This is a genomic window from Parvimonas sp. M20 (genome assembly GCF_035282425.1).
GTDB lineage: Bacteria > Bacillota > Clostridia > Tissierellales > Peptoniphilaceae > Parvimonas.
Window position 1 is genome coordinate 142,884 of record NZ_JAYKBQ010000001.1, and the last position, 23,118, is coordinate 166,001.

A 23,118-nucleotide genomic window follows, 5' to 3' on the forward strand; every position below is an offset into this window, starting at 1 on the left:
GAAATCATGTCAAGAATAAGAACATTAAAGACAAGAAACTTACATAATTCAATAGTTGAGGGTGGATGTGGAGAATGTCAAACATCTTGTCAAAGTGCATCTAAAACATCATCAGGGGTGGCAAATCAACCTTGTGAATCAGTTAGTAGAATAAGAACATTAAAGACAAGAAACTTACATAATTCAATAATTGAAGGTGGATGTGGAGAATGTCAAACATCTTGTCAAAGTGCATCTAAAACATCATCAGGAGTTGCAAATCAACCTTGCGAAAGATGTAGATAATATGATACATCAGTATAAATTAAACGGATATAACATTGTACTTGATGTTTATAGTGGAGCAATTCATGTAGTTGATGAAGTTGCTTATGATATTATAGAACTTTATGAAGATTATTCTAAAGAAGAGATAATAGAGATTATTTGTGATAGATATAAAAATATTATAGATAAAGATGTTAAGGAATGTCTTGAAGATGTTGAATATTTAAAAGATAATAAGCAATTATTTACTGAGGATATTTTCAAAGGAATTAAACCTAAATTAAAATCAAATTCTGTCGTAAAAGCACTTTGCTTACATATTGCTCATACTTGTAACTTAGCATGTGAATATTGTTTTGCAAAACAGGGAACATATCACGGAAAAGATGCAATTATGACTTTTGAAGTCGGTAAAAAAGCGATAGATTTTTTAATTGAACACAGTGGAACGAGAAAGAATTTAGAGGTGGATTTTTTCGGAGGAGAACCACTTGTTAATTGGAGAGTTGTAAAAGAAATTGTAAATTATGCAAGAAGTATAGAAAAAGAACATAATAAAAACTTTAGATTTACTCTTACTACAAATGGAGTTCTTTTAAATGATGAGGTAATTGATTTTGTAAATAAAGAAATGCATAATGTGGTTTTATCTCTTGACGGAAGAAAAGAAACTAATGATAGATTTAGAGTTAATATAAAAGGTGAAGGAAGTTATAATACAATAGTTCCTAAATTTCAAAAACTTGTTGAAAAAAGAGGTGATAAGGACTATTACATAAGAGGAACATTTACGCATCATAATACAGACTTCACTAATGATATTTTTCATATGGCTGATTTAGGTTTTACAGAATTGAGTATGGAGCCAGTTGTTGCGGATTTGAGTTCACCTTCTGCCCTAACAGAAGAAGATTTACCTATTTTATTTGAACAATATGAAATTTTGGCAAAAGAAATGTTAAAAAGAGAAAAAGAGGGGAATCAATTTTCTTTTTATAATTACACTATAAATCTTGAAACAAGCCCTTGTATTCATAAAAGAATTGCAGGTTGTGGTTCTGGTACAGAGTATATGTCTGTAACTCCGACAGGAGATTTATATCCTTGCCATCAATTTGTAAATGATAAAGAAATGTGTTTAGGGAATGTTTTTGATGGAATAAAAAGAGAAGATATAAGGGATACATTTGGGTCTTGTAATATATATTCAAGAGAAGATTGTCAAGATTGTTGGGCAAAACTTTATTGTGCAGGAGGTTGTCCTGCCAATGCATATCATACGCATAAAGACATCACAAAAATATATGAATATGGTTGTAAACTCTTTAGAAAAAGAATGGAATGTGCAATAATGATGGATGCTGCAAGAAGTGAAGAATAAACTTATTTTAAATTTAAGATTGGAAATAAAATTTTTCAATCTTTTTTATGTTGAATTTTAATTTAGATTATATTATAATTAGTATGTGAATTATAAAAATTAGAAAGATGTGATTTTATGGGATTGGATAAATTAGTTTTTTTAATATCAATTATTAGAATAACAGATATTATAGATATATTTCTAGTCAGTTTTATGTTTTATAAGTTATTTGCTTTAATAAGGGGAACAAGAGCAACTCAACTTATAAAGGGAATACTATTTATTTTTATTGCTTCAAAACTTAGTGAATTTTTTAAACTTTATACTATAAGTTGGATTTTAAATAATGCTGTTACAGTAGGGTTTATTGCTATTTTAATTGTATTTCAACCTGAACTTAGAAGAATTTTGGAACATATTGGAAATAATAAATTTTTAAAACCAGTTAATTTTGAAGGATCAAGAAGTAATGTAAATATTATTGAAGAAATTGTTAAGGCAAGTTTTTCTTTAGCAGATAAAAAAATTGGTGCATTGATGGTTTTGGAAAGAAAGACGGGGCTTAGAGATATTATTGAAACAGGTATTTCTTTAAATTCTGAAGTTTCTTATGAATTACTTATGAATATTTTTATTCCTAATACTCCTTTACATGACGGAGCTGTGGTTATAAGTAATGATCATATTATTGCAGCATCTTGTTTTTTACCATTAACGGATAATAAACAAATTTCTATGGAGCTAGGAACAAGACACAGAGCTGGTATTGGTATTTCTGAAAAATCTGACGCCATAGTAATTGTTGTTAGTGAAGAAACGGGATATGTGTCTATTTGTGAAAAATCAAAAATAAATAGAAATGTTTCAAAAGGGTACTTATTAAATTATTTGGTTGAAAATTTTGTTGTCGAAGAAAAAAATACTAATACTTTGAAAGAAATTTTTCAAAATTTATTTGAAAACAAAGAAGCTTCAGATGATGTCGTAAATAAGGAAGAACTTAAAGAAGAAGTAAAGAAGGAAATAATTGAAGATATAAAAGAAGAAGTTAGTGAAATTGTTGAAAATCAAGGTGATAAAATTGTTAAAAAAGATTAATATAAAGAGTATAATTGAATTTATAAAAAAAGATTTTAAATTAAAATTGATTTCAATTTGTGTAGGAATTGTTATGTGGTTTCTAGTTATAGGAGGAGTTAATCCTGTTGTTACTAGACAGTTTCATGATGTTCCCGTAAGTTTTAAAAATCAATCAGTCTTAGAATCTAGAAAATTAATAAGAGTTAGCCCTGAAAATCCAACCGTAACAGTTACTATTACCGGTAAAAGAAGTGATGTTTATTCTGTAAATAAGAGTGATATTGTTGCAGAGGTTAATTTGCAAAATGGAATAACATCTGGAGCTCATAGATTATCTATTAATTATAAAGTTCCATTTAATGTTCAGTTTAAATCAGCTTCAGAAAATGATTTACTTGTAACTTTGGATGAAGAAGTAACTAAGACTTTTAAAGTGGAAGTTGATACTGTTGGACAGATAAAAAATAAAAATCAAGTAGTAGCAAAAAAAGAGCCTGCAGATTCAGAAGTTGTAGTTAAAGGTCCTGTGAGTTATGTAAATAAAGTAAAGAAAGTTCTTTGTGTAGTTGATGTAACTAATAAAGATAGCGATGAAGTGGTACAATCAAAAATAGTTCCAGTTGATGAACTTAATCAAGAAGTAAAAAAGGTTAATCTTAGTAAAACAGACACCAATGTTTCTATCGGATTTAAGAATTTCAAAGAAGTTCAAATAAAATTAGTTGAGATTAACTCGCCACCTAGTGATGTTAGGATTTTAAAGAAAAATATAGTTCCTAATATAGTTTCTATAGTTGGTAATTTAACGAGTTTAGAACAAATTTCTCAAATAAGCACCAAGCCTTTTGACTTATCTCAAATAAAGGAATCTGGTTCGTTTAATTTAAACTTAGAATTACCTTCCGATGTTACTCTTGTAAATAATGATCTTAAAGTCGTTATTAATATTGATGTTGATAAAAAAATTGAAAAAGTATGGGAAATAGATGCTTCAACTATTGAAATAGAGAACGATTCAGGAAGGGATATTATATTAAAAGGGCTTCAAGATCGGATAAAAGTTACTGTAAGAGGTTTCGAGTCTGACTTAGCTAAGCTAAGCGCAGAGGATATAAAACTTTATGTTTCAGTAAAAAAAGAAGATGTTGGCAAAAATGTTCAAATAAAAGCTAAAAATATTGAAAATATTGAAATTGTAAAAATTTCAAATGATATTGTTAAAGCTATTGGAAAATAAATTTTAATTAAGCAATGGTAAACCCATTGCTTTTTTATAGATAAGTAATGAGGTTATGTATGGATCTGTTAAAAGGATTAAATAATAAACAATTAGAGGCTGTAGAGCATTTTGGATCTCCATTGTTGGTTCTTGCGGGAGCAGGAAGTGGAAAGACAAAGGTATTGACTACTAAAATAGCTTATGCAGTTTTAGAAAAAAATGTAAGTGAGTATGAAATTTTAGCTATTACTTTTACAAATAAAGCAGGAAAGGAAATGAAAGAGAGAATAGAAAATATCTTTAAAAGAGATATTTCTAGTATGTGGATAGGGACCTTTCACTCAATTTGCTCTAAAATTTTAAGATTTAATATAGAAAAAATAGGATATTCAAATAATTTTACTATTTATGATAGAGATGATCAAAAGTTAGTTTTAAAAGAGATTTTTAAACAAAATCCTACTTGGGAAAGTGTACTTGGAGAGTTTAAAAATGCAGTTATAGGAATTATAAGTGATGCTAAAGGGAAAAATGTTAAATCTAACGAATTTTCAAAATATTTTTCCTTTGGAAATAATACTGATGTAGTAGAAAAAATATATAAAAAATATGAGGAAATCTTAATTAAAAATAATGCTTTAGATTTTGATGACCTTATCTTTAAAACGATTGAACTTTTTAAAAAATGCCCTGAAGTTTTAGATTATTACTCTGAAAAATTCAAATATATTTATATTGATGAATATCAAGACACTAATGATGCCCAATATGAGATTATAAAACTTTTAGCATCTAAATATAAAAATGTATGTGCCGTTGGAGATATCGACCAATCAATTTATGGGTGGAGAGGTGCAAATATTTCAAATATTTTGAATTTCGAAAATGACTTTCCCAATTCAAAAATAATTTTACTTGAAGAAAATTATCGTTCAACACAAAAGATTTTAGATTGTGCTAATGAACTTATAAAAAATAATGTAAATAGAAAAGAAAAAAATCTCTGGACAAAAAAAGAGGGCGGAGATGAAATAATTTATAAAAGCTATCAAAATGAAAATTATGAGGCTATAGAAGTTGCACAAAATATTTCAAATTTGATTTTTGAAGGTTATAATTTATCAGATATCGCAGTTTTATATCGTGCAAATTTTCAATCTTTTGCAATTGAAAATGCTCTAAGAAAAAATTCTATTGCGTATAGAATGGTCGGTGGTCTAAAGTTTTACGATAGAAAAGAAATTAAAGACATTTTGGCATATTTAAAATTAATTGCAAATCCGAAGGATGATAATGCTTTTAGAAGGATAATAAATTATCCTAAGCGTTCAATTGGAAATGTAAGTTTGCAAAAACTAGAGGAATATTGCAATTTAGAAAATATTAGTCTTTTTGATGGACTTTTTAGAAATGAATTTTTGGATTCAGTGAGTAAAAAATTAAGAACTGAATTTGAAAATTTTAGAGATATGATTTTTGGTTTTATTACTTGTGTTGAAGATACAGAAATTGAAATTTTAGTTAAAGAGCTTTTAGAATCAATCAAATTTGTAGATTATTTAAGAGAAAATGAAAAGAAGGACTTTGAAAAGAAAGCTGAAAATATAAATTTATTTTTAGAAGAAATTTCTAATAATTATAAAAATGTGAAATTATTAGATTATCTTGAAACTAATAGTCTTTTATCAGATATAGATAAGACTGAAGACTCAGATGATACAGTTACTTTAACTACTATTCATTCAGCTAAGGGGCTTGAATATAAAGTTGTATTTATTATAGGAATGAATGAGGGAATATTCCCAAGTGAAAGGTCAATTAAAGAGAGAGATGATGGGCTTGAAGAGGAAAGACGACTTTTCTATGTAGCTATTACTAGAGCAAAAGAAAAACTTTTTATTTCATCAACAAAGAGTATGACTATGTATGGAAAATTAAATCTTTATAGAGTTTCAAGTTTTGTAGATGAAATAATTAATTATGTTGACGATAAAAGCATTAATCTTGAATTTAATTTTGATGAAGAAAGAGTTACTACTTCGAAAATTAGAAATGATGCTTATACAGATTATTCCAGAACTTATGTTTCAAATGCAGATTTAGGTAGAACAAAATTAGATAAACCACTAAATCATTATCAAAAGCCAACTAAGACTTCTTCTAAAGATGTTTATAAAGTTGGAGAAAAGATTATACATGAAAAATATGGTATAGGAACTGTAATTAAATGTGAAAAAGCAGGAACAAAGGTTATGCTTATGGTTGCATTTGATGGAGAAGGAATTAAATTATTTGATATAAAAAAAGACAAGCGTATAAAGAGGGCTTAATAATGGATAAAATGAAAGAAATTACAGAAAAATTAAATCTTTGGGCTTATCAGTATTATACATTAGACGAACCTATTGTAAGTGATGCTGAGTATGATAAACTCTATGATGAACTGTTAAGATTGGAAAAAGAAACAGGAGTAATTTTACCAAATTCTCCAACTCAAAGAGTAGGTGGAGAAGTTTTAGAAAAATTTGAAAAACATACACATTTAAAAGAGCTTTACAGTTTACAAAAGGCACAAAGTTTTGAAGAACTTGAAGATTTTCATAATAGATGCAAAAAACTTTTGAATGAATACAATTCTATAAATAGAACCAAAAAGACTTTGGAATATTATGTTGAGTATAAATTTGACGGATTAACAATAAATTTAACTTATGATAATGGAATTTTAATTTCTGCATCGACAAGAGGAAACGGAGTATATGGTGAAGAAGTTTTTGAACAAGTAAAGACAATAAAGAGTATTCCACTTAAAATTGATTATAAAGGTTTAATTGAAATACAGGGAGAGGCTATTATGCCACTTTCCGCTCTTGTAAAATATAATGAGACTGCTGAGTTACCTTTAAAAAATGCTAGGAATGCTGCTGCTGGTGCAATTAGAAATCTTGATCCTAAAAAAACTGCCAGTAGAAATTTAGATGCTTTTATTTACAATGTTGGTTTTAAGTCTGATGAACAATTCAAAACTCAAGAACAAATGATTTCATTTTTAAAAGAAAATAAATTCAAAGTAAATGGATATGAAAAAAAATGTCTTAATATAAATGAAATTAAAGATAAAATAAAAGAAATAGAGATTTTAAGAAAAAAAGTTGATTATTTGACAGATGGTGTTGTAATTAAAGTTAACGATTTTGAACTTAGGGAATTTTTTGGATATACTAATAAATTTCCTAGATTTGCAATAGCATACAAATTTGAAGCAGAGGAATATAGTACAATTTTAAAAGAAGTTGTGTGGAATGTGGGAAGAACAGGGAAAGTTACTCCAACTGCAATTTTAGAACCTGTTGAAATAGGAGATGTAACTGTTCAAAGAGCAACATTAAATAATTATGATGATATTTTAAGAAAAAAAGTAAAAATTAATTCAAGAGTTTTGATAAGACGTTCAAACGATGTTATTCCTGAAATTCTTGGAATAATGGACGAAGATAGTGAAAATGAGATAGAAATTAAAATGCCTACACACTGTCCTTATTGTAATAGTGAATTAATTAGAGATGGAGTACATTTCTTTTGTACAAATACGCTAGCCTGTACACCACAATTAACTTCTTCACTTGTTCATTTTTCAAGTAAGAATGCAATGAATATTGAAGGACTTAGTGAAAAAACAATTGAATCATTGTTTGACAAATTAGGAGTTGATAAAGTTTATAAAATATACGACTTAAAATATGATGAACTTATCACTCTAGAAAAATTTAAAGATAAAAAGGTTAATAATTTACTAAACTCAATAAAAGAGAGTAAAAAGGTAAATTTAGAGAACTTTATTTATGCACTTGGAATTAAAAATGTCGGAATTAAAACCGCAAAAGATTTAGCTAAAAAATATAAAAATTTAGATAATTTAAGAAATGCAACTGTTGAAGAACTACTACAAATTAATGATGTTGGAGATATTGTAGCTAATTCCATTTTTGAATTTTTTAATGATGAATATAGTAAAGATGCCTTAGATAAATTACTTGAAAAAGGAATAGAAGTAGTTCCTTATGAAGAAATTTCAAAAAGTGAATTTACAGATAAGAAAATAGTAATAACAGGAACTTTTGAGAAGTATAAAAGAAAAGATTTAGAAGATATTTTTTCACAAAATGGACTTATAGTTCAATCTGCAGTAGCTAAATCTACCGACTTTTTAGTGGTAGGAGAAAAGGCTGGTTCAAAATTAAAAAAAGCACAAGAGCTTGGAATTGAAATTATTACTGAAGAAAATCTTGAAAGTTTTTTACAAAGTATTAGTTTAAAATGATATATATTTTAATTTACCTCTATATTGATTGCAAAAAAATATTTAATATGATCTACCTAAGTACTTGCAAAGGCGAGTATTCTATGATATAATACTAATGTTAAATTTGAGTTTGTAAAAGGAGGTATGAAAATGTCAAAAAGATGTGCAATTTGTGATAAAACAAAATTATTTGGAAATAAAGTAACTTTTTCACATAGAAAGAGCAGTAGATCATGGGGAGCAAATATTAGAAAAGTTAGAGTTGTTGTTGACGGTTCTGTAAAGAGAATTAATGTTTGTACTACATGTTTAAAGAGTGGTTTTGTTGAAAGACCTTCATTTACTTCAGCTGAATAATTATAAATATGATTTTTGGGAAGATTTTTATCTTCCTATTTTTTTGCTATTTTATTTAAAAAATTTTACAACTTTACATAAGAAATTTTATATAATAATGTATAACATATTTCTACAATTTAATGATATTATTTTAAATGTAAAAATTCAAAAATTTAATAACAAAAAAATTTGACTAAATGCAAAAAATATTTTATACTTATATGAGTTAAATTATTAAGTTCAAGGTAGTGATTTTATAAAAATAGCAGTTATTGGTGCAGGTGCATCAGGAGTTATGAGTGCAATATTTTCAAAGAATGAAAACAGTGAGGTTTTTTTATTTGATGGAAATGAAAAAATTGGAAAAAAAATTTATATCTCCGGTAAAGGAAGATGTAATATTACAAACTCAAAAGAAATTTACGAATTTTTTGATGAAATAAATAGAAATAAAAATTTTTTATATAGTAGTTTATATTCTTTTACTAATGAAGATATTTTAAGTTTTTTTAATGATAATGGACTGAAAACTAAAGTTGAACGTGGGGGAAGAGTTTTTCCGTTTTCTGATAAATCAAGTGATGTTATAAAAGTTTTGGAAAAAGTATTAAATAATAAAGGCATAAAAATTATTTTAAATACTGAAATTGAAGATGTAAAACTTATTGGAGAAAAATTTCAACTAATATGCAATAAAGATTATGGACTTTTTGATAAAGTTATATTTGCTACTGGGGGTAAATCATATCCTTTTACAGGTTCTAGGGGAAGGGGACATGAAATTTTAAAGAAGTTGGATCATACAATAACAGATTTAAAAGCTGGACTTGTTGGAATTGATGTAAAAGAAAATATTAGGAAATATTCAGGAGTAAGTTTAAAATTTGTAGATTTTAAGATTTATAATGCAAATAGAAAGCTTTTACATTCTGAGTTTGGAGAAATGCTTTTTACACATACTGGTTTTAGTGGACCAATTGTTTTAAAATCAAGTAAGTATTTTGATAATTCAAAAGATTTTCTTGTTTCAATTGATTTAAAACCTAAACTTGATCAGCATACATTAGATCTTAGATTACTAAGGGAATTTGATCAAAATAAGAATAAAAATTTAAAAAATGTTCTTTCGAATGTTTTAATAGGTTCTATGGTTGAACTTGTACTCGAAAAATCTGGAGTTAATGGAGAAATTTCAGTTAATCAGATTAATAAAGAAGATAGAAAAAAGCTTGTAGAAACTATAAAAAATTTAAAATTTAACTTTAAGAGCTTAAGACCATTAAGTGAAGCAATCATTACTATTGGGGGAGTTTCAGTTAAGGAAGTCAATTCATCTACAATGGAAAGTAAGCTGATAAAAAATTTATATATTGTAGGGGAACTCTTAGATGTAGATGCAAATACAGGTGGATATAATCTAACTATTGCATTTTCAACTGGACATTTAGCTGGGGTTTCCTGTATAGAGGGAGAGTAATTATGGATTATATTATAGCAATAGATGGACCTTCAGGAGTTGGTAAGAGTACCATTGCAAAAAAACTTTCTAAAATATTAAAGATTAATTATATAGATACAGGAGCAATGTATAGAGCAATTGCTTTTAAACTTATTTCAAATGATATTCCTTTAGATAATCATGATAAAATCAAAGAAATTTTAGAAAATACTGATTTTACATATAAATCCAATTGTCTTTATATGGATGGTGTGAAATTAGGAAAGGAAATTAGAACTGATGAGATTTCAAAAGGAGCATCCTTGGTTTCAAGTTATGATTATGTTAGAAAAAATTTAGTAGATATTCAAAGAAAAATCGGAATGGAAGCTAGTTGTGTACTAGATGGTAGGGATGTTGGAACTGTAATTTTTCCAAAAGCTGATTTTAAGTTTTATTTAACTGCTTCTTCAAAGGAAAGAGCAAAAAGAAGATTTCTACAAAGTGAAAGAAAAAAAGGTCTTAATTTAGAACAAGTTAGAGAAAGTATAGAAAAAAGAGATTTCGATGATATGAATAGAGAAGCATCTCCACTTAAAAAGGCAAAAGATGCAATTGAAATAGATTCTACTGATAAGACTCTTAAAGAAACTATTTTAGAGTTTTTATCCTATATTAGAGGAGATAATAATGTATAAGTTTTTACTTGGGATAGTTTCTATTCTTATTAAAATTATATATAGGGTTAGAGTAAATGGAATTGAAAATTTTAAAGATGATGAGCCTATTATTATAAGTGCTAATCATATTCATATTTTTGATCCAGTAATTCTTGCTACATTAACTAAAAAACAGATATTTTTTCTTGCAAAAAAAGAACTTTTTGATAAAAAGATTTCGGCAAAATTCTTTTCAAAACTAGGTGTTATACCTATAGATAGAGAAAATACTGATTTAAAAGCAATAAAGTCTTGCTTTAGAGTTATTAGATCAGGAAATATACTTGGAATTTTCCCTGAAGGAACTAGAGTTAAAACTATCGACATCAACAATATGAAAAAAGGTATAGCTTTAATTGCCTTAAAAAATAAAGTCAATATTTTGCCAATTCATATTGAAGGTACTTATAAAATCTTTTCTAAAATAACTGTTGATATATACCCTATGATTGAAATTAGTGATTTTGAAAATATGGAGGATTCGGAGGCTATTGATAAATTGACAGAAGAATTATTTAATAAAATTTATCAAGGAAAGTATGGAGATTTATATAGCAAATAATGCAGGTTTTTGTTTTGGAGTAAAGCGAGCTGTAAAATTAGCCGATAAAACTTTAAATGAAAATCATAATAATGAAAATGTGTATTCTTATGGAGAATTAATTCACAATCCACAAGTTGTTGAAAAATTTGATAAAAAAGGACTTAAAATAATAGATAAGTTTGAAGAAGAGACAAAAGGAACTATTGTTTTACGTTCTCATGGAATACATCCTAGTATAAAGAAAAAAATGGAGGAATATGGACATAAGTATATTGACTGTACTTGTCCAGTTTTATTAAATATATATAGAAAAATTGAAAAAAAAGTTGAAAATGGATATGAGATTATAATTATCGGAGATAAAAATCATCCAGAAATTAAAGCTATGGTTGGTTATTGTGGTGATAAAGTTTGTGTAATAAATACAAAAGAAGAAGCCGAAACGATAAAAAATAAAAAAAATTTATATATTATTTCACAAACAACCAATTTAGTAGAGAAATTTTTTCAATTTTCTGATATAATAAAGGATAGGAATGAAAATGTTATAATTGAAAATACAATTTGTGATGCAACTTCAAAAAGACAAAATTCTTGCGAAGAAATTTCTAAGAAGGTAGATTGTATGATAGTTATTGGGGGATACAGTAGCTCAAATACAAATAAGCTTTATGATGTCGCCAAAAAGCATTGTAAAAATGTATATAGAATTGAAACATTTTTAGATTTGCCATTGAAAGATATGGTAAAATATAAGAAAATAGGATTAACCGCCGGTGCTTCAACTCCGGATTGGTTAATAGAGGAGGTAGTTGAAGGTATGGAAATTTTAAGCAAGGATGAATTTATGGAACAAATAGAAGGGAGTATTAAGAAAATTTATCCAAGAGACATAGTGAAAGGAACTATAATTTATGTCACTGAAACTGAAGTTATGGTAAACATTGGTTATAGAAGTGATGGGATTATAAAACTTGATGAGTTATCTTCTGACGTTACTAAAAAACCTAAAGATTTATTTCATGAAGGACAAGAAATTGACGTTTATGTAATTAAACTTGATGATGGAGAAGGTAATGTTGTTTTATCAACTAGAAGAGTAGAATCATTAAAAGATTGGCAAAATCTTGTTGAAAAATTCAATAATAAAGAGTTGGTAGAAGCAGAAGTAGTAAAAGAAGTTAAAGGGGGCCTATTAGCTACTGTTGATGGAATTAATGCTTTTATTCCCGCAAGTCATATTACAACTAGCTTCGTAAAAGATTTTACACCATATATTGGTCAAAAATTAGAATGTGCAATAATAAATATTGATGAAAGAAAGAAGAAAGTTGTTCTTTCAAGAAGAGAAGTAGAAGAAAAAGAATTAAATGAAAAATTAGATTTAGCTTGGAGCAAATTAGCTGTTGGTGATGTTTTAACAGGAACAATTAGAAAGTTAACTGACTTTGGAGCATTTGTAAATTTAGGAGATGTTGATGGTTTAATTCATGTTTCAGATATTTCTTGGAATAGAATTAAAAAACCTTCTGATATTTTAAATGTCGGAGATGAAGTAGAAGTTGTTATTTTAAAACTTAACAGAGAAAGAAATAGAATTTCTTTAGGTTTAAAACAATTGACAAAAAAACCATTTGAATTATTCTTGGAAAATAATTCAGTTGGAGATGTAGTTACAGGTACTGTAATTAATCTTGTTGATTTTGGTGCATTTGTTAAGTTAAAAGAAAATGTTGAAGGCTTAGTTCACATTTCTCAAATTTCTTATGACCACATTGAAAAGGCTTCAGATGTATTAAACATTGGTGATGAAGTAGAAGTAAAAATTATAAATATTGATGAAGAAAATCAAAAAATTTCTTTATCAATAAAAGAATTTCTTGAAAAACCAGTTGAAGAAACAGTTGAAGAAGAAAAAGAAGTAGTTGTAGAAGAAGAAAAAGAAGAAAAATTTGAAAATCAAGAATTGGACAATTCAATCGGTGCGTTACTTGATATAGAATTATAATTTTAAATTTTTTATATAGCTGTCGAAAAAATCGACAGCTATTATTTTGCTCGCATTGAAATAAATTTCATTAAGGTATATAATTTAGTTGGAGTGATTTTTTATGAATATAAAATTTTTTAATAAAAGTTCTGATGAACGACGAAATATGATTCTTAGTGAAAAAGTATTAAAGACCATAGTTATTTTAACTATACCTATTTTTATGATGGGTTTGGTGCAATCTTTAATTCCTATTACAGATGGATTATTTTTAAATAATAAAGCGGGTTATATTATAGCGGGAGCTATTGGATTTTCTCAATCTGTTATAAACATTTTAAATGCATTTTCACAGGGGCTAAGTGTAGCCGCTTCAGCAATGATTGGACAATTATATGGTAAGGGAGATATAGAAAAAACTAAACAGGCTTCAGTACAAATTTTGGTTTTATCTTTTACAATAGGATTGATTTTGTCACCACTTTGTATAGTATTATCCTATGTAATTTCAAGAGGAGTAAATGAAGAATTATCAGTGCATGTTTTTCAGTATCTTGGACTATATTCTTTTGTTTTACCTTTCTTATTTATGGCAGCTATTTTTAATTCTATTAAAAATGGAACGGGTCATCCGGAAGCTCCATTTTTTCGGATGATTATTTTGTTAGTTTTTAAAGTTATTTTTAATACAATATTTTTGTCAATACTAAATTTAGGTGTTTTTGGTGCAGTATCTGCTTCCTTTATGTCTTACTTTTTAATTGGAATTTGGATGTATTATGATTTGTTTATAAAAAAATCTGATATGCAACTTTCTTTAAAAAACTTTAAATTTGACTTTGAGTTTATTAAAAAGACGATGAATTTAGCAATTCCTAGCATATTATCATATATTTTAGTATATATCGGATTCTTTTTAATTAATAAAGAAGTAGTAAAATATGGATCTATTGCACTTAATGCTTCTACCATTGCTTCTAATATAAATTCAATTTATTTCATTTTGCCAACAAGTGTTGGAACTACAGTTACAACAATGATTAGTATGAATATAGGAAACGGAAATGTAAAAAATGCAAAAAAAATATTTTATTATGGAATTTTATTTTCTTTGATGATAGTTTTTGCTATTATTATAATTTTTACTCCTTTAAATCCTTATATTGTAGAGTTATTCCAAAAGAATCCTGAAATTACTACTATAACTAATAAAGCTTTAACAATTTATATGTATTCTGTAATTGGATTTGGAATTTTTACAGTTGAACAAGGAGTATTTATTGGTTTGGGAAGAACGAAAATGCCTTTACTTACTGGAATAATGAGAATTTGGCTACTTAGATATATTTTTATAGTATTTACAGAAAAATATTTGGGTGTATATTCAATATTCTGGGGTAATTTATTTTCAAACTGTATGGCTGCATTTATATTTTTCTTTTTTGTTATGAAAGTAAAATGGGAATCGGCAATTAAAGATTTATAAAAATCTTGATTTTTTTCTTAAAATTTGATATAGTAATCTATATACTTATGTATAAATTAGGAGGTTTTTTTATGGAATTTAATAATAAATTAGGTAAAGTTTCTATTAATCCTGTTGTGATTAAAACAATTGTAGCTAATGTGTTAAGAGAAAGTTATGGAGTTAGTGGATTGGCTAATGTTTCTCCTAAAGATGGAATTTATCAACTTTTGGGTTGGGATAATTCTGGTAAAGGTGTTCATGTAGTACTTAAAGAAAATAATATTTTTATAGATTTACATATTGTTACTCAATACGGAATAAAGATATCAACAGTCTGTGAAAATATAATAGAAAATGTAAAATATAATGTTGAAAACTTGACAGGATTAACTGTAAAAAAAGTTAATGTTAATGTGCATGGAATAAAATTAGAAGGTAATTAGGAGGAAGTTATGATAAATAGTGAACAGTTGCAAATGGCATTTGTAAGAGCTCGTAATTATCTTGAAACAAATAAAGAGATAGTTAATAGCTTAAATGTGTTTCCAGTTCCTGATGGAGATACAGGTACTAATATGTCTTTGACTATTAAATCAGCAATAAAGAATTTAGAAAATTCAAAAATTAATACTTGTGCAGATGTTACTAAAGCTATTAGCGATGGTGCATTGATGGGAGCAAGAGGAAACTCAGGAGTAATCTTATCTCAAATTTTAAGGGGATTCTATTTAGGAAGTAAAGAAAGTGTAACTCTTGATGTTGAAACTATTAAAGAATGTTTTGTAAATGCTTATAAGGTTGCTTATAAATCAGTTATAAAACCCACTGAAGGAACAATTTTAACAGTTATAAGAGAAATGGGTGAGTTTGCAGAAGCCAACTACACTCATTATAATGATGAAATAGAATTTTGCAAAGAAATTTTAAAGGAAGGTTTTAGAAGTTTGGAAAAAACTCCTGAAATTTTACCTATTTTAAAAGAAGCAGAAGTAGTGGACGCAGGCGGTCGTGGATTGATGTATCTTCTTGAAGGTGCATTAGGAGATGAAATAGTAGAAATTAAAAATAATTACGAATTTAACAGACCTGCAAGAATTGAACACTTAGCTGCACAACAAGATGAAGATATTAAATTTGGATATTGTACTGAATTTATGGTTACAAGTGATTCAGAAGAATATGGAATATTAAGAGATAAGCTTTCAAGTATTGGAGATTCTTTAATTGTAGTTAAGGGCGATAATATTATAAAAGTTCATGTTCATACCAATCATCCAGGACAAGCAATTGAATGGGCATTAGAATTTGGACCTTTACATGACTTAAAAATTGATAATATGAGAAGACAACATAATCATTTACATCATACAGACAAAGAAGTTGCAGATGCTAAGCATTCTGAAGAAGTTAAAGAACATAAAAAATATGGTTTTATTTCTATTTCGACAGGAGATGGTATTGATGAAATCTTTAAGAGTATGGGGGTAGACGAAATTATTACTGGGGGACAAACAATGAATCCTTCAACTGAAGATATATTAAAAGCAGTTGAAAAGATTAATGCTGATGATATTTTTGTTTTCCCTAATAATAGTAATATTATACTTGTTTCAGAACAAGCAGCAAAAATTTCAAAGAAAAGACTTCATGTTATAAAAACAAAACAAATCCCACAAGCATTTAGTTCATTATTTAATTTTGATGAATCTCTATCAGTTGATGAAAATATTGAACTTATGACTGAAGCTATTTCCAACATTAAAGTTGGTCAAATAACTTATGCTCTGAGAGATACCGAAATTGAAGGAGTAAAAATCAAAAAAGATGACTTTATGGGCTTAAATGAAGGTAAGATAACTGTTTCTAAAAAGAAAATAGAAGATACATTTAAAGAACTTATTGATCAGCTTGTTGATGAAGATTCATCTATAGTAAGTCTTTACTATGGAGAAGATGTAAAAGAAAAAGATGCTGAAAAATTAGTAAAATTAATTGAGAAAAAATATAAAGATATTGAAGTTGAATTGGTATATGGTGGTCAACCATTATATTACTATTTGATTTCAGTTGAGTAGAAAAAGTCCGAAAGGACTTTTTTTGTAAGGATAATTATGGAATTAAAAGATATTAAGGGAATTGGAGAAAAGAAAATTGCTCTTTTAAATAAACTTGGAATTTTTACAGTTAATAATTTATTAGAGTATTTTCCATATTCTTATATTGATACAACAAAATTTAAAAAAATTTCTGAAATAACTGAAGAAGGAAGTTATTCATATAGATTAAAAATTATTTCTTTAATGGAAAATAGAAAAAAAAGAAATATTAGAGTTACAAAATTTTTAGCAATGGATGAGGAAATGAATTATTGCACAATTGTATATTTTAATAATATCTTTATTTCAAAAAATTTAAAGATTAATAATGTATATGAAATGTATGGAAGGGCAAAATTACTTGGAAAAAATGTTGAAATTCAGTCTCCTACAATGCAAAATAAAGCTAATATTATTGGAAGTATAATTCCACAATATCATTTGTGTAAAGGAATTTCTAATCTAGACTTAGTTAAGATTATTCAAAATTTATTAAAAAAGAATTCATATTTTGAAGAAAAACTACCTAGTAATATTCTAAATGAATTAAACTTAGAAAGCTATGACAATGCAATTAGAAACATACATTTTCCAAAAGATAACGAAAGTTTTATTAGAGCTAAAAGAAGACTTGCATTTGACGAGATTTTTTATTTTCAACTCTCTATGAAAAAATTAAAGAGAAATAATGATGATGCTATTAGATTTGAGATAAAAGATGAAACGTATGATTTTATAAAATCTTTGAGTTTCAAATTGACAAATTCACAAAATAAAGTATTGGAAGATATTTTTAGAGATATGTCTAACGATAAACAAATGAATAGACTAATTCAAGGAGATGTGGGTTGTGGTAAAACAATAATCTCTTTTATTGCTATGTTTAATGTTATAAAAAATGGATTTCAATCAGTTTTAATGGCTCCTACTGAAATTTTAGCTAGACAGCATTATGAAAATGCTAAAAATCTTTTTTCAGATTATAATATAAAAGTTGAGTTATTAGTTGGAAGTTTAAAAGAATCCGAAAAGAAAGCTATTAGAGAAAAGCTAGAAAACGGAGAAATTGATATTGTAATTGGAACACATGCGGTTTTTCAGGAAAAAGTTGTTTACAAAAATTTGGGCTTTGTTATTACAGATGAACAGCATAGATTTGGAGTTAAACAAAGACTTTTACTTTCTAAAAAATCTAAAAATCCAGATATATTAGTAATGAGTGCAACTCCAATACCTAGGACTGTCGGTCTTGTTATGTTCTGTGATTTGGATATTTCTACTATTGACGAATTGCCTAGCGGTAGAGGAAAGGTGAATACTTATTTTGTAGATGAAAATTATGAAGAAAGATATATGAATTTTATAAAAAAATATATATCAGAAGGACGTCAAGCCTATATTGTTTGTCCACTTGTTGATGAAAGCGATACATTGGAATTACAGTCAGTTATAAATTTATATGAACGTCTAAAAGAAAGATATTTTCAAGACGTTGAAATTGAGTTTATACATGGAAAGATAAAACCTGTTGACAAAGACAAGATAATGAAAAATTTTGAAAACGGAAAAATAAAAGTTTTAGTTGCAACTACTGTAATAGAAGTTGGTATTAATGTTCCTAATTCAAATATAATGGTAATTTATAATGCAGAAAGATTTGGTCTTAGTCAATTACATCAACTAAGAGGAAGAATAGGAAGAGGAAATTATGAAAGTTTTTGTATTTTAGTTAGTAATAACAAAAGTACAAATGTAAAAAAGAGAATGAATATAATGTGTTCATCAAATGATGGTTTTTATATTTCTGAACAAGATTTTTTACTTAGAGGATATGGTGATATTCTAGGATATCGACAATCAGGAGAAGCCAGATTTAAAATTTTAAATATCCAAAAAGATTATGAGCTTTTAAAATCTGCAATAAAATATGTTGATGAGCTTTTGAGTGAGGATTTTAATTTTGAAAAAGAAGAAAATCAAGTTTTAAAAAGAAATGTTGATGAGTTTATCCAAAATTTAAGTAATAATATTATTATGAATTAGATTTTAAAGTTACTTCATAGTGTAATCAAAATTGCAATTAGTGTTAAATTATGATATTGGTGATAGAGGGGGATTTTTTGATTAGGAAATTATATAAAATTATTAGTTTTAATTATTTTATTAATATAGTAATTTTTGCTGTTTGTCTATTAACTTCTATTTGTCAACTTCTTGTTTATGTTTATACTAAAAAAATAGTTGATAAATTTATAGAATTAAATGGTATTTATTACTATGGCGTTAAAATATTTATGGGCTTATTGTTTGCTTTTTTGGTTATGAATACCTTAAAAAAATTTTTATTTTCAGTTATTGCTATAAAGCTAGAATATAAAATTTTGAGTAAATATATTTTAAATATAAAAGATTTAAAAGAAGAAGAATTAAACAATTCCATTGTTATCATGGATAGAATTTCAAAATTTACGGATTTTCTAGATAATAATTTAAACAGTCTTATTTATACACCTTTTTCATTTATATTTACTTTTTTGGGAATTTTTTTGATTGATAGAATGACTGCTATAATAATTATACCAGTTGTTATAACTACAGTGTTTATCGACTTTTTGCTAACAGATAAACTGATATATTCTTCACAAAAGTATTATAGAGAATATAGTGATTGTATAAATTTTCAAAAAGAGATGTTAGAAAAAATAGAAAATATAAAAATTAATGGTCTTGAACATTATATTGATAGTTTACATAGAAAAAAACAAGAAAAATTATTGAAATCTAAAAATTATCTCACATTTAGAGAACAAATTTCTTATATTCCTGCACTATTAAACGAATATTTACCGACTATTATATTAATTTTTATAGCAATTTTAAGAGTAAAATATTCTCCTATGAGCTATGGTCAGTTTTTTGCACTACTTAGTATGGTTGTTGGGATATCATTACCTTTTACAAAATTTTTAAGAACAATCACTAATTTGAAATCAGTAAGTGTTTTGTTTGATGACATTGTAAAAATAATAGATTTAAAAGATTGTCATATCATTAAGAATAATTTTAAAAGTTCAAAGTTTACTGATAATACAGTAATTAATGTTAAAAATTTGGATTTTAATTATGGAGATAAAATTATTTTTAGGGATGTAAATTTTAGTGTAAAGAATGGTGAAAAAATTTCTATAATTGGGGAAACTGGCTCAGGAAAGTCTACTTTGATAAAAATTATTTTAGGGTTATATGACTTAAATGAAAAAACAAGAATAAATATTTTTGGATTTGATGTTAATAATGAAAAAAGAGAAATTTGGGAAAATATTGGATATGTTGATAATAATACATATTTATTTGATGGGAGTATAAATTATAATATTACTTTAAAAAATGATTTAACCAATTCTGAATTAAAAAATTTAGAAAATATAGCTTTAATGCTTGGTATAAATTATTTATTAGATAAAGATTTGAGGATAAAGCAATTTGGAACAAATTTATCTGGAGGAGAAAAATTGAAAATTTGTATAGCCAGAGCATTATTTAGAAATCCAAGTCTTTTGATTTTAGACGAACCTACATCTGCCCTTGATGATTATAGTGAGGATTTGTTTTGTGATTTGTTGAAAAATATTAATGTTACAACTATATTGGTTACTCACAGAAAAAAACTTATGGATATGAGTGATAGAATACTTAAAATTTCAGATAATAAAGTTTTTGAAATAAATAAGGAGAGTGAAATTAATGTTTAAAAAAATTAATTTAGTAACAAAAAGTTTTAATTTACTTTCTGGAATTTCATTTCTATTCAATGCATTTCAAAGTGTTTTTGCAGATTTTCTTTTTGGAATATTATATTTTTTAATTTTTGAAAAATTGTATTATTGTAAAATAGAATATCCATTTTTAATGTTATTAACATTTTTAGTTTTTTTATATTTTGTGTTTTTAATCCCTTTTTGGGGATATCATATGGAAAAAGGTGTTAATATATATACTAAAAATTTAACTAATTTAGTTTTTAAAACAATTTTTAATAGAGATAATGTTGTACATTCATCTGAAAATATTACTTTAATTCAACATGATGTAATAAATGATTCAAAGATATTAGGCTGGAATCTTGTAGTGCTTTTTCAAGCGATTTTATCAGGTATTATATCAACTATTGTTATTTTTAATGCTTCATACAAAATGTTACTATTCCTTTACATTTTAGGTTTAATTGCAATAATATTAAATTTATTTTTTATAAAAATTATAAAAAAATTATATTTGTGTATAAGAAAAAATACTGAGCTTAAAATAAAATATGTATCTGATTATGTTAATAATTTAATAATAATAAATATTTTTGGATTAAGTGAATCAGTAGAAAGTGATATTTTAAGAGTATTGGAGGAAGTTTATAAACAAAAAATAAAAATAAAATTTTACGAGACAATAACTTTTTTCATAGACAATATAGTATATAAAATTGGATTTAAATTAATAATAATTATATATGGAATGTATCTTGTTTCAATAGGAGATATAAATTTTGGATATTTATTGTTATGTTTTTCTATGGTTGAAGGGATAATTTTCTTTTTGAGTTATACAGGTGAATATATATCTATTATTCAAAAAATATTTATAAGTATTTCTAAAGTTAACACTTTTTTATATTCTAAAAGAAATTCTGAAATTTCGAAATTTGTTTTAAAGCCCGTATCTAGGATAGAATTTAAGGATGTATTTTTTAAATTTTTTGACAGTAAAGAGTATTTAATAAATGGATTAAATTTAGAATTTGACTTTTCAAATAACTATATAATTTGTGGTAAAAACGGTATTGGTAAAAGTACAATCTTTAAATTGATATTTGATATTTTAAAACCTGATAAAGGGAGCATTAACTTTAATTATTGTAAATTAGAAAATAGCGGAAATCCTGTTTATGTATCTCAAGAGCCTTTGATTTTTTCAGGCACTGTAAGAGAAAATATATTACTTGATAAAAGAAATGTTAGTGATGACAAAATATATAAAGCTTTACAAACAGTTTGTTTAGATAATTGGGTAGATTCTTTGGATGATGGACTTGACTTTTATATTGATGAAAAAGTAAGTGTTTTATCTAAAGGAGAAAAGATGAGATTAACAATAGCTAGGGCGTTAATAACTAACCCTCAAATACTTTTTTTAGATGAACCTGATGCAAATTTAGATGTTGAAACAATAAAATTAATTATAAACAATATAAAAAAATTATATAAATGTAAATTTATGATTATTTCACATCTAACAAAGTATAATATTTATGATGAAGAATTTAAAATAATTGAGTTGTAAAAAGAAATGTTGACAAGTTTATTAATAATATTATTATGAATTAAAGAAAAGAGATAGAGTTGATTTTTATCTCTTTTTTTAGTTTAATTTAAAAATAATAGTATAAACTTTTATTATCTGATATTATTTATAAAAATCAAATTAAAATAATATCATTATATTAAATTTAGTTACAAAAAGATTGAAAAAATAATAAAAAAATGATACACTTATTGTATAAAATTAAAGGAGAAAGACTATCTTATGGATTTAGATTTTAAAAGAGTAGTTATTAAGCTTAGTGGAGAAGCTTTGTCTGGTGGAATTGGACATGGACTCCATGATGAAACAATTGAAAAAATTTGTAAATCAGTAAAAGATGTATATGATTTAGGTATTCAAGTTTGTATTGTAGTTGGTGGTGGAAATTTTTGGAGAGGTCGTTCAAGTGAAAAAATAGAACGTTCAACTTCTGATCATATGGGTATGCTTGCAACTATAATAAATTCTTTAAGATTACAAGCTACACTTGAAAATATGGGAGTACCTACAAGAGTTCAGACAGCAATTAATGTTCATGAAGTTGCTGAACCTTTCATAAAAAGAAAAGCTGAACGTCATCTTGAAAAAGGGAGGATTGTTATTTTCGGTGCAGGAACAGGTATGCCATATTTTTCAACTGATACTACTGCAGCTTTAAGGGCAGCGGAAATGCAAGCAGATGTAATTTTACTTGGTAAAACAGGAACTGATGGCATATATGATAAAGATCCAAATAAATTTAAAGATGCAAAGAAATTTGAAGAGTTAACATATATAGAAATTTTAAATAGAGGATTAGGTATAATGGATGCTACTGCTACTTCTCTTTGTATGGATAATGATATTCCACTTGTTGTATTCGGAATTGACAATCCAGAAAATTTAGTTTCAGTAGTAAAGGGCGAAAAGGTAGGAACAATAGTAAGGGGGAAATAAA

Annotated in this window: 18 protein-coding genes and 1 pseudogene; all 19 read left to right on the forward strand. The window is 26.2% G+C overall.

The window, feature by feature from the left end; genetic code table 11:
* Positions 1 to 6: 6 nt before the first annotated feature.
* Positions 7 to 141: pseudogene (gene scfA, locus VJI93_RS00600) on the forward strand (six-cysteine ranthipeptide SCIFF); the annotation flags it as partial.
* Between the two features lie 9 nt (positions 142 to 150).
* The gene (gene scfA, locus VJI93_RS00605) at positions 151 to 285 is read left to right on the forward strand and encodes a six-cysteine ranthipeptide SCIFF (protein WP_324010837.1); all 135 of its coding nucleotides are present in this window, start codon (positions 151 to 153) and stop codon (positions 283 to 285) included.
* A 1-nt stretch (position 286) separates the two neighbouring features.
* Positions 287 to 1,648, forward strand: coding sequence for a thioether cross-link-forming SCIFF peptide maturase (gene scfB, locus VJI93_RS00610; protein ID WP_323998544.1), 1,362 nt, complete (start codon positions 287 to 289; stop codon positions 1,646 to 1,648).
* 117 nt (positions 1,649 to 1,765) lie between these two features.
* A complete protein-coding gene (gene cdaA, locus VJI93_RS00615; protein ID WP_323998545.1) occupies positions 1,766 to 2,728 on the forward strand; it encodes a diadenylate cyclase CdaA in 963 nt (320 codons plus the stop codon).
* A complete protein-coding gene (locus VJI93_RS00620; protein WP_323998653.1) occupies positions 2,703 to 3,947 on the forward strand; it encodes a CdaR family protein in 1,245 nt (414 codons plus the stop codon). The genes cdaA and VJI93_RS00620 overlap by 26 nt, the downstream gene beginning before the upstream one ends.
* A gap of 59 nt (positions 3,948 to 4,006) precedes the next feature.
* Positions 4,007 to 6,259 carry an ATP-dependent helicase gene (locus tag VJI93_RS00625; protein WP_323998546.1) on the forward strand — a complete coding sequence of 751 codons (2,253 nt, stop codon included), beginning with the start codon at positions 4,007 to 4,009 and terminating at the stop codon, positions 6,257 to 6,259.
* Between the two features lie 2 nt (positions 6,260 to 6,261).
* Positions 6,262 to 8,250 carry an NAD-dependent DNA ligase LigA gene (gene ligA / locus VJI93_RS00630; RefSeq protein WP_323998547.1) on the forward strand — a complete coding sequence of 663 codons (1,989 nt, stop codon included), beginning with the start codon at positions 6,262 to 6,264 and terminating at the stop codon, positions 8,248 to 8,250.
* A 132-nt stretch (positions 8,251 to 8,382) separates the two neighbouring features.
* On the forward strand, positions 8,383 to 8,589 hold the full coding sequence (gene rpmB / locus VJI93_RS00635) for a 50S ribosomal protein L28 (RefSeq protein WP_009372827.1): 207 nt from the start codon (positions 8,383 to 8,385) through the stop codon (positions 8,587 to 8,589).
* Positions 8,590 to 8,842: 253 nt separating this feature from the next.
* On the forward strand, positions 8,843 to 10,048 hold the full coding sequence (locus VJI93_RS00640) for an NAD(P)/FAD-dependent oxidoreductase (protein ID WP_323998656.1): 1,206 nt from the start codon (positions 8,843 to 8,845) through the stop codon (positions 10,046 to 10,048).
* Positions 10,049 to 10,050: 2 nt separating this feature from the next.
* The gene (gene cmk / locus VJI93_RS00645) at positions 10,051 to 10,707 is read left to right on the forward strand and encodes a (d)CMP kinase (protein WP_323998548.1); all 657 of its coding nucleotides are present in this window, start codon (positions 10,051 to 10,053) and stop codon (positions 10,705 to 10,707) included.
* On the forward strand, positions 10,700 to 11,290 hold the full coding sequence (locus VJI93_RS00650) for a lysophospholipid acyltransferase family protein (protein ID WP_323998549.1): 591 nt from the start codon (positions 10,700 to 10,702) through the stop codon (positions 11,288 to 11,290). The genes cmk and VJI93_RS00650 overlap by 8 nt, the downstream gene beginning before the upstream one ends.
* Entirely contained in the window at positions 11,268 to 13,280 is a 2,013-nt protein-coding gene (locus tag VJI93_RS00655) for a bifunctional 4-hydroxy-3-methylbut-2-enyl diphosphate reductase/30S ribosomal protein S1 (protein ID WP_323998551.1), read from the forward strand. The genes VJI93_RS00650 and VJI93_RS00655 overlap by 23 nt, the downstream gene beginning before the upstream one ends.
* A gap of 103 nt (positions 13,281 to 13,383) precedes the next feature.
* Positions 13,384 to 14,748: an MATE family efflux transporter gene (locus tag VJI93_RS00660; protein WP_323998552.1), complete on the forward strand. Its 1,365-nt coding sequence runs from the start codon at positions 13,384 to 13,386 to the stop codon at positions 14,746 to 14,748.
* A gap of 71 nt (positions 14,749 to 14,819) precedes the next feature.
* Positions 14,820 to 15,173, forward strand: coding sequence for an Asp23/Gls24 family envelope stress response protein (locus VJI93_RS00665; RefSeq protein WP_323998553.1), 354 nt, complete (start codon positions 14,820 to 14,822; stop codon positions 15,171 to 15,173).
* 9 nt (positions 15,174 to 15,182) lie between these two features.
* The gene (locus VJI93_RS00670; RefSeq protein ID WP_323998554.1) at positions 15,183 to 16,805 is read left to right on the forward strand and encodes a DAK2 domain-containing protein; all 1,623 of its coding nucleotides are present in this window, start codon (positions 15,183 to 15,185) and stop codon (positions 16,803 to 16,805) included.
* Positions 16,806 to 16,841: 36 nt separating this feature from the next.
* Positions 16,842 to 18,869 (forward strand): ATP-dependent DNA helicase RecG, encoded by a 2,028-nt coding sequence (recG, locus tag VJI93_RS00675; RefSeq protein ID WP_323998556.1) that lies wholly within the window; start codon positions 16,842 to 16,844, stop codon positions 18,867 to 18,869.
* A 77-nt stretch (positions 18,870 to 18,946) separates the two neighbouring features.
* Positions 18,947 to 20,578: an ABC transporter ATP-binding protein gene (locus VJI93_RS00680; RefSeq protein WP_323998558.1), complete on the forward strand. Its 1,632-nt coding sequence runs from the start codon at positions 18,947 to 18,949 to the stop codon at positions 20,576 to 20,578.
* A complete protein-coding gene (locus VJI93_RS00685; protein ID WP_323998560.1) occupies positions 20,571 to 22,160 on the forward strand; it encodes an ABC transporter ATP-binding protein in 1,590 nt (529 codons plus the stop codon). The genes VJI93_RS00680 and VJI93_RS00685 overlap by 8 nt, the downstream gene beginning before the upstream one ends.
* A 243-nt stretch (positions 22,161 to 22,403) precedes the next feature.
* The gene (pyrH, locus tag VJI93_RS00690) at positions 22,404 to 23,117 is read left to right on the forward strand and encodes a UMP kinase (protein WP_323998562.1); all 714 of its coding nucleotides are present in this window, start codon (positions 22,404 to 22,406) and stop codon (positions 23,115 to 23,117) included.
* The last annotated feature ends 1 nt before the right edge of the window (position 23,118 follow it).